4 protein-coding genes are annotated in these 6,282 nt (G+C 38.7%); 2 read left to right on the top strand and 2 right to left on the bottom strand.

Annotated features, from left to right (window positions below):
• Window positions 1-270: 270 nt before the first annotated feature.
• Window positions 271-570 (bottom strand): hypothetical protein, encoded by a 300-nt coding sequence (locus AC33VI_RS18410; protein WP_491783720.1) that lies wholly within the window; start codon window positions 568-570, stop codon window positions 271-273.
• A 206-nt stretch (window positions 571-776) separates the two neighbouring features.
• Here AC33VI_RS18410 and psb29 point away from each other — a divergent pair, with 206 nt between their 5' ends.
• Window positions 777-1,490, top strand: coding sequence for a photosystem II biogenesis protein Psp29 (gene psb29 / locus AC33VI_RS18405; protein ID WP_491783719.1), 714 nt, complete (start codon window positions 777-779; stop codon window positions 1,488-1,490).
• Between the two features lie 48 nt (window positions 1,491-1,538).
• Here the strand turns inward: psb29 and AC33VI_RS18400 are convergent, their stop codons facing one another.
• Window positions 1,539-3,320 (bottom strand): hybrid sensor histidine kinase/response regulator, encoded by a 1,782-nt coding sequence (locus tag AC33VI_RS18400; protein WP_491783718.1) that lies wholly within the window; start codon window positions 3,318-3,320, stop codon window positions 1,539-1,541.
• 450 nt (window positions 3,321-3,770) lie between these two features.
• On the opposite strand from AC33VI_RS18400, the gene cobN reads away from it, so the two are divergent.
• Window positions 3,771-6,282: cobaltochelatase subunit CobN (cobN, locus tag AC33VI_RS18395; protein ID WP_491783717.1), on the top strand; the 2,512-nt coding region annotated here is incomplete at its 3' end.

Genomic DNA, 6,282 nt, shown 5'->3' with positions numbered 1-6,282 from the left:
TCCATTAATGTTGATTAGATTAATTTGCGCTGCTTATTTATATCAATTCGAGCAATTAGTCAGACATCACTTAATAGATGTTGGCGTGAGAAACTCATAAACAATTTATAATTATTTTTAATCTAGAAGAGACCTCTTGCATAAATAAAATAAAAATCAATTTTTGCTGTCTATTACGTCCAATCTTATTCCTTTTCCCTTTCCCCTTTAACCTTTACCCCGACTTCTGCAAGAAGTCTAAGGGAGAAAAATCTCCTTTTTTTCTTATCTCTATGTAGACGTTTCATTTTTCCAAGCACTGTAACGTTGAGCATAATAATCCAAAATTTCTTGGACTCTAGCTCGATCGCGATCGCTGATTTCTGCTGGATAAATTATTTTGAGGGCTGCAATTTGGCTTTGGTAGTAATCAAACTTTGCTCCAGGCTGGGGTTCGATAGGGCGTAGAATCAAACTTGCCTCCACGCCCACAATTTGTCTGAGATGGGCTGCCACTTCCCGATATACGGCTAGAGGTAACTGGGGACAAGTCAGTTTTTGAGTTTGGTTTTGAATAATAGGAGATTGCATAAATTTTTCAGATTAAGCTGACGATCTATATTCTCCCACAACGATCTGAGAAGCACAGTATTAATCGGAATAGGTAAAGTGAGTCAAAATCGTTGCATAATATAAAGATATGCTAAGAATTTGAATTTAGTCTTCCTTAAGAGGATCTGCCAAAATTCAAGATTTTTAGGGTAGATAAATTGTTAGATAAAAAAATTAAATTTATTATGAAAACAGTTTCCGATAGTAAAAGGGCTTTTTATGCTGCTTACCCTCGTCCCATCAATTCTATATATCGTCGGGTAATAGAAGAATTGTTGGTAGAAATGCACTTACTCTCAGTAAATGCAGACTTTAAAAACGATCCTATTTATTATTTGGGAATTGTTACCTCTTTTGAACGCTTGATGCAGGGTTACGATCCTGAAGCAGATAAAGAAAAAATTTTTAATGCTTTGTGTAGCTCGACAGATAACGATCCTGAAACTTGCAAGTCTCAAGCAGGAGCATTACTAGATTTAGCTAAAAATAAATCTACATCCGATTTAGTTGCCTGGTTGAGCAATCCTGAAGCTGGAAACGATGCCAATCACATTGTCGAACCGATTAAAGCGATCGCAACTAACGATAACTTTAAATACAGTCGTCCTTTTGCCATCGGCATCTATACTCTTTTAGAAGAAAGCGATCGCGAATTAGTTAATGATGCGGAAAAACGCGATGCTACTATCGACAGTATTGTCGAGAACTTTGGTATTTCTGGGGAAAAAATGAAAAAAGACCTAGAGTTATATCGCAGTAACCTAGAGAAAATGGATCAATTGCTCAAGGTAATTGAAGATGTCCTGGAAGCTAGTCGCAAGCAAAGAGCGAAAAGAGAACAAGAAAAACCAGAAAACAAGGCTGAAGCCCCAGAAGTTGAAGAAGCTACAGCAGAATAAGTAAATAAGTAGCCTGTAATAAGTAGTTCGGGCTTTACTTATTACTAGTTACTTGAGAAATATACCTATTTTTCTGATTATTTCAGTTGGACTCATATTTTTATCAAGATATCCATCAACTCCAGATTTCGCAAATAAGCCCTCGTACTCTTGCTGGGCATCTTCCCCAAGTAAAATTAAATCCATTGAATCGAGGGCAGATTTATGGGCAATCCCACGAGCAACTTGCTTCACTGCCAAGCCACCTAATTTACTGTCGATAACAATCAATCTAGGTTGCACTAGTTCAATTTGATTAATTGCCACAGTGGAATCCATCAACCATACTACTTGGCAATCAATAGTATTCAAAAGTTGGCAGATAAAAGTTCCACTTTCTTCGTCTTCTGTGACTAGCATGATTGTCTGAGAAGATTTATTGAGTTCGACAATCGTGGAATTGCGATCGCATCGCGGTGGAAATGGAGTTTTCTCAGGTAAATAGACTGTAAAAGTAGAGCCCGTACCCAAGAATGATTCTACTTCAATATTACCACCGTGTAATTCTACGAGTTTTTTGGTCAAGGCCAATCCTAAACCAGTACCTCCATGAGTTCTATCTCGATAGTGTTCTATCTGTTTGAACTTTTCAAATAATAAGGGAATTTCATCGGGTGCAATTCCGATTCCCGTATCCTCTATTTGGAAAATTACATGATATTTTTCCCGCCAGACGCGCAAGATTACCTTGCCATTTTCGGGGGTAAACTTAATGGCATTGTCGAGTAAATTAAATAAAATTTCTTTCAATCGAATCTCATCAGCGAAGAAACACTCTTCTTCTAGGGTGAGATTATTTTCCGAACTCAAAAGGATATTTTTAGCTTTTGCCCTATCTTGCAGCGTATACAAGGATTGTCTGGCAATGTGGCTTAAAGAAAGTTTTTTGACATCTAACAAGTTTTTTCCTGACTCAACATCCGAAAAATCTAGGATATTGTCGATTAAAGCTAATAAATGCTTGCCACTTTGTTGAATTAAATGTAGATATTGCTGTTGTTTTTCTGGAGATAGAGAGATGGCAGAATTAGTAGAAGACCATTGTAATAAAGTGCTGGAAAGTCCAATAACACAAGTTAGGGGAGTACGCAATTCGTGACTCATACTACCCAAAAATTCGTGTTTGGATTTACTAGCTGCTTCCGCTGCAATTAAGGCGTCTTTAATTTGTTGCGCTTGAGCTTGAACTTGTTGTTCGAGAATATATTTTTGATGTTGTAATTGCTGATATGATTGGTGATGTTCGATGGCAACCTCTAAATATCCAGCTATCTGACTTAAAAATTCAATTTCTCCTTCTTGCCATTTTCTAGTGGTAAAACATTGATGAGCGATGATAAATCCCCATAAGTCTTTACCAACTACAATTGAAGCGATCGCTTTAGCCTTGACTTGAAATTTTTGCATCAAAGATTTGAGGCAAGAATTGTCAGCATAATTTTGTTCTACATCATTAATAGCGAGGCTAAATCCCCGATGATATTTGTTTTTACGCTGAGGTAAATTTCGCCAGCAGACTTCTTCTCGACAATATAAAGCAGAAGATATTGAGTTTGTTCTTCTTGCTTCGTAAGTTACTGTATTGACAGTGCGGTTTGATTCCGAAAGATCGTTAACTTCTAAAGGAAGATTTAACTGATAAATTAACAGACGATCTAAATTTAAAAAATTGCAGCTACGATTGATAGCTGTTTGAATTATCCCAGCTAAGTTCAAATCTTGACTAATTTGAATTTTAATTTGCTCGAAAATATGTTCTTGTTCCACTTGATAGTGTAGTAATTTATCCATCGGTGGATTAGTTGGTAAACAGTGATTGTATTTGATTCGATCTCGGTCATTAATTATTAACTTGACTATTTTAAGTATTTCTAGCAAGACTCAATCTGACGAGCCTGTATGTATATATTCAAGACATTGTTTTTCCATTCATTGTTGATAACTCAATTAAACTAATTGTGCCAATCATTGTTTATTTTCTAAAAGTTATATATATCTATCTTGAAGAAATAAAACTATTTTGGAAGATTATCTAAAACTTGAAGTTGTCTGTCACCAATACCGATTGCAATCAAATATTTCTAATTGTTTCCTTAGTTGAATTTTATTGCGATCGTTTGTTAACTTCAATAATACATTTTTGATAATTAAATTAGTTTGACTCCTTCTACTTAGCTTGGCTTATTTTTTGCCTCTTAATCTAAACCGTAATTATTTCTCAAGATTAGACCAACAACTCTTATGCACAAATTAGCTGCTTTACCAGGGGGCTGGAATCCCAATACGGAAGGAGTAATTTTCATCGAACAATCTCCCGCACCAATTGTTTTTCTTACTTATGCAGATACGGACATTCAAACTATTGCTTCGGCAAGTTCTTTATTGGAGCGAGATTTTCCCAGTCTGAGAGTAGCTAATCTCTTAAACTTACAACAACAGTTGAGCATTGATGTCTACGTAGAGACAGTCTTAGCAAAAGCTAAAATCGTTATCCTACGTTTGCTAGGTGGAAGTACTTATTGGAACTATGGATTGGAGAGAGTAAAAGAAATTATTGAGATTAATAATTTAGATTTATTTGTATTGCCAGGAGACAATACTCCCGATCTAGATCTTATTAGTCATTCTACGGTTTCCTTGACGGCAGTAAATCAGTTTTGGCGTTATTTAATGGAAGGAGGAACAGAAAATTATGCTAATGCTTTAAAATTTGCTAGCGATACTTGCTTGGATAGTAATTATCAGCCTCCAGCACCAAAAACTATAGCTGAAATAGGATTTCATCAATGGCAAAATTCAAGCAATATTCCAACAGAAAATAACTCAGATTCAGTCAATTCTAATTGTGGAATACTTTTTTATCGCTCTCATTACTTGGCAGGAAATACTTTAGCAATCGATCGCCTGTGCGAATCTTTAGCTAAGAAAAACCTCAACCCAATTCCGATTTTTATCTCTTCTTTAAGAAATATCGATATACAGCAACAATTATTAAGCTTGCTACGAGAAAATCCCCTAAAAGTTCTGCTCAATACCACTAGTTTTTCTCTAGCTAAAATTGGGGAATCATCCCAACTAGAATTTTGGCAACAGTTAAATATTCCCGTCTTACAGGTCATCTTTAGCAGCAGTACTCTAGAACAGTGGTCATCTAGCTTGCAAGGCTTAATGCCTAGGGATACAGCTATGAATGTGGCATTACCCGAAGTAGATGGCAGAATTATTACCCGCGCTATCTCGTTCAAATCGGTACAAACTTGGAATGAAGATTTAGAAACTAATGTAGTAGTCTATCAACCCCAACCAGATCGTATTAACTTTGTGGCTGACTTAGCTAAAAACTGGTTCGATCTGGCTAATACTCCCAACCAAGATAAAAAAGTTGCCCTCATCTTAGCTAACTATCCCAATAAAGACGGCAGAATTGCTAATGGGGTTGGTTTAGACACTCCTGCTAGCTGTATCAATATCTTAAAAGCTTTAGCACAAGCCAACTATACCGTCACCGATATACCTGCTACGGGAGATGAATTAATTCAACGTCTTACTCAAGGAATTACTAACGATTTAGAAAGCTATCAAACTCGTCAGAGTTATCAAACCCTATCGGCAGAAGAATATCAACAATATTGGGAGACATTACCCCCAACAGTGCGAGAAGGCATTACTGCTAGATGGGGAGACAAGGGGATTGGGGGACAAGGGGACTGGGGGACAAGGGGACAAAGAGAGATAGAGATACCAGGAATACAGTTGGGAAATGTGTTTGTAGGCATCCAGCCATCGCGGGGTTACGATCGCGATCCGAGTTTGAATTACCATGCCCCAGATCTCGAACCCACCCACGAATATTTAGCCTACTATCATTGGTTGCGTAGTTGCTTTGGGGTACAAGCGATCGTTCATGTGGGCAAACACGGTAATTTAGAATGGTTGCCAGGAAAAAGTCTGGCTTTATCCCAAAATTGCTATCCCGAAGTGGCACTACAAGCAATTCCCCATCTTTATCCCTTTATTGTTAACGATCCAGGAGAAGGATCTCAGGCAAAAAGGCGATCGCAAGCGGTCATTATCGACCATCTTACCCCACCCCTGACCCGTGCCGAGTTATATGGTGGTTTAGAAAAATTAGAGGCGTTAATCGATGAATATTACGCAGCCCAGAGTCTAGACCCCAGCCGACTCGATGTAATTAGCAGTCGCATTACCAAACTAGTCCAAGCAGAAAATCTCAACGAAGATTTGGGCATCCAACCCAGCGACACCAAAACTTTAGCTCAATTCCTTGCCGTCGCCGATGGCTATCTTTGCGAATTAAAAGAAGCCCAAATTAGAGATGGTTTGCATATCTTTGGGGAATGTCCCCAACAAGAACAATTGAGAGATTTAATAATTGCGATCGCTCGTTCGCCTAGTTATAACCGTATCGGTCTTACTCAAGCTATTGCCCAGGATTTAGGTTTTGATTTCGATCCTCTTTCGGGAGACTGGGCTGGGAGACTGGGAGGCTGGGAGACTGGGAGACTGGGAGACTGGGAGACTGGGAGACTGGGAGGCTGGGAGACTGGGAGACTGGGAGGCTGGGAGACTGGGAGACTGGGAGACTGGGAGGCTGGGAGACTGGGAGACTGGGAGGCTGGGAGACTGGGAGGCTGGGAGACTGGGAGGCTGGGAGACTGGGAGGCTGGGAGACTGGGAGACTGGGAGACTGGGAGACTGGGAGACTGGGATAATTATAGAAAGCAATTACAAG

Source organism: Waterburya sp., assembly GCF_058530065.1.
Note: the sequence above shows the minus strand (reverse complement) of the source record. Positions and strands in the feature narration are given on the sequence as shown.

What these genes read in the sequence shown, in the direction of transcription:
- AC33VI_RS18410 (WP_491783720.1), bottom strand. Translation starts at nt 570, where the DNA reads ATGCAATCTCCTATTATTCAAAACCAAACTCAAAAACTGACTTGTCCC.
- psb29 (WP_491783719.1), top strand. Translation starts at nt 777, where the DNA reads ATGAAAACAGTTTCCGATAGTAAAAGGGCTTTTTATGCTGCTTACCCT.
- AC33VI_RS18400 (WP_491783718.1), bottom strand. Translation starts at nt 3,320, where the DNA reads ATGGATAAATTACTACACTATCAAGTGGAACAAGAACATATTTTCGAG.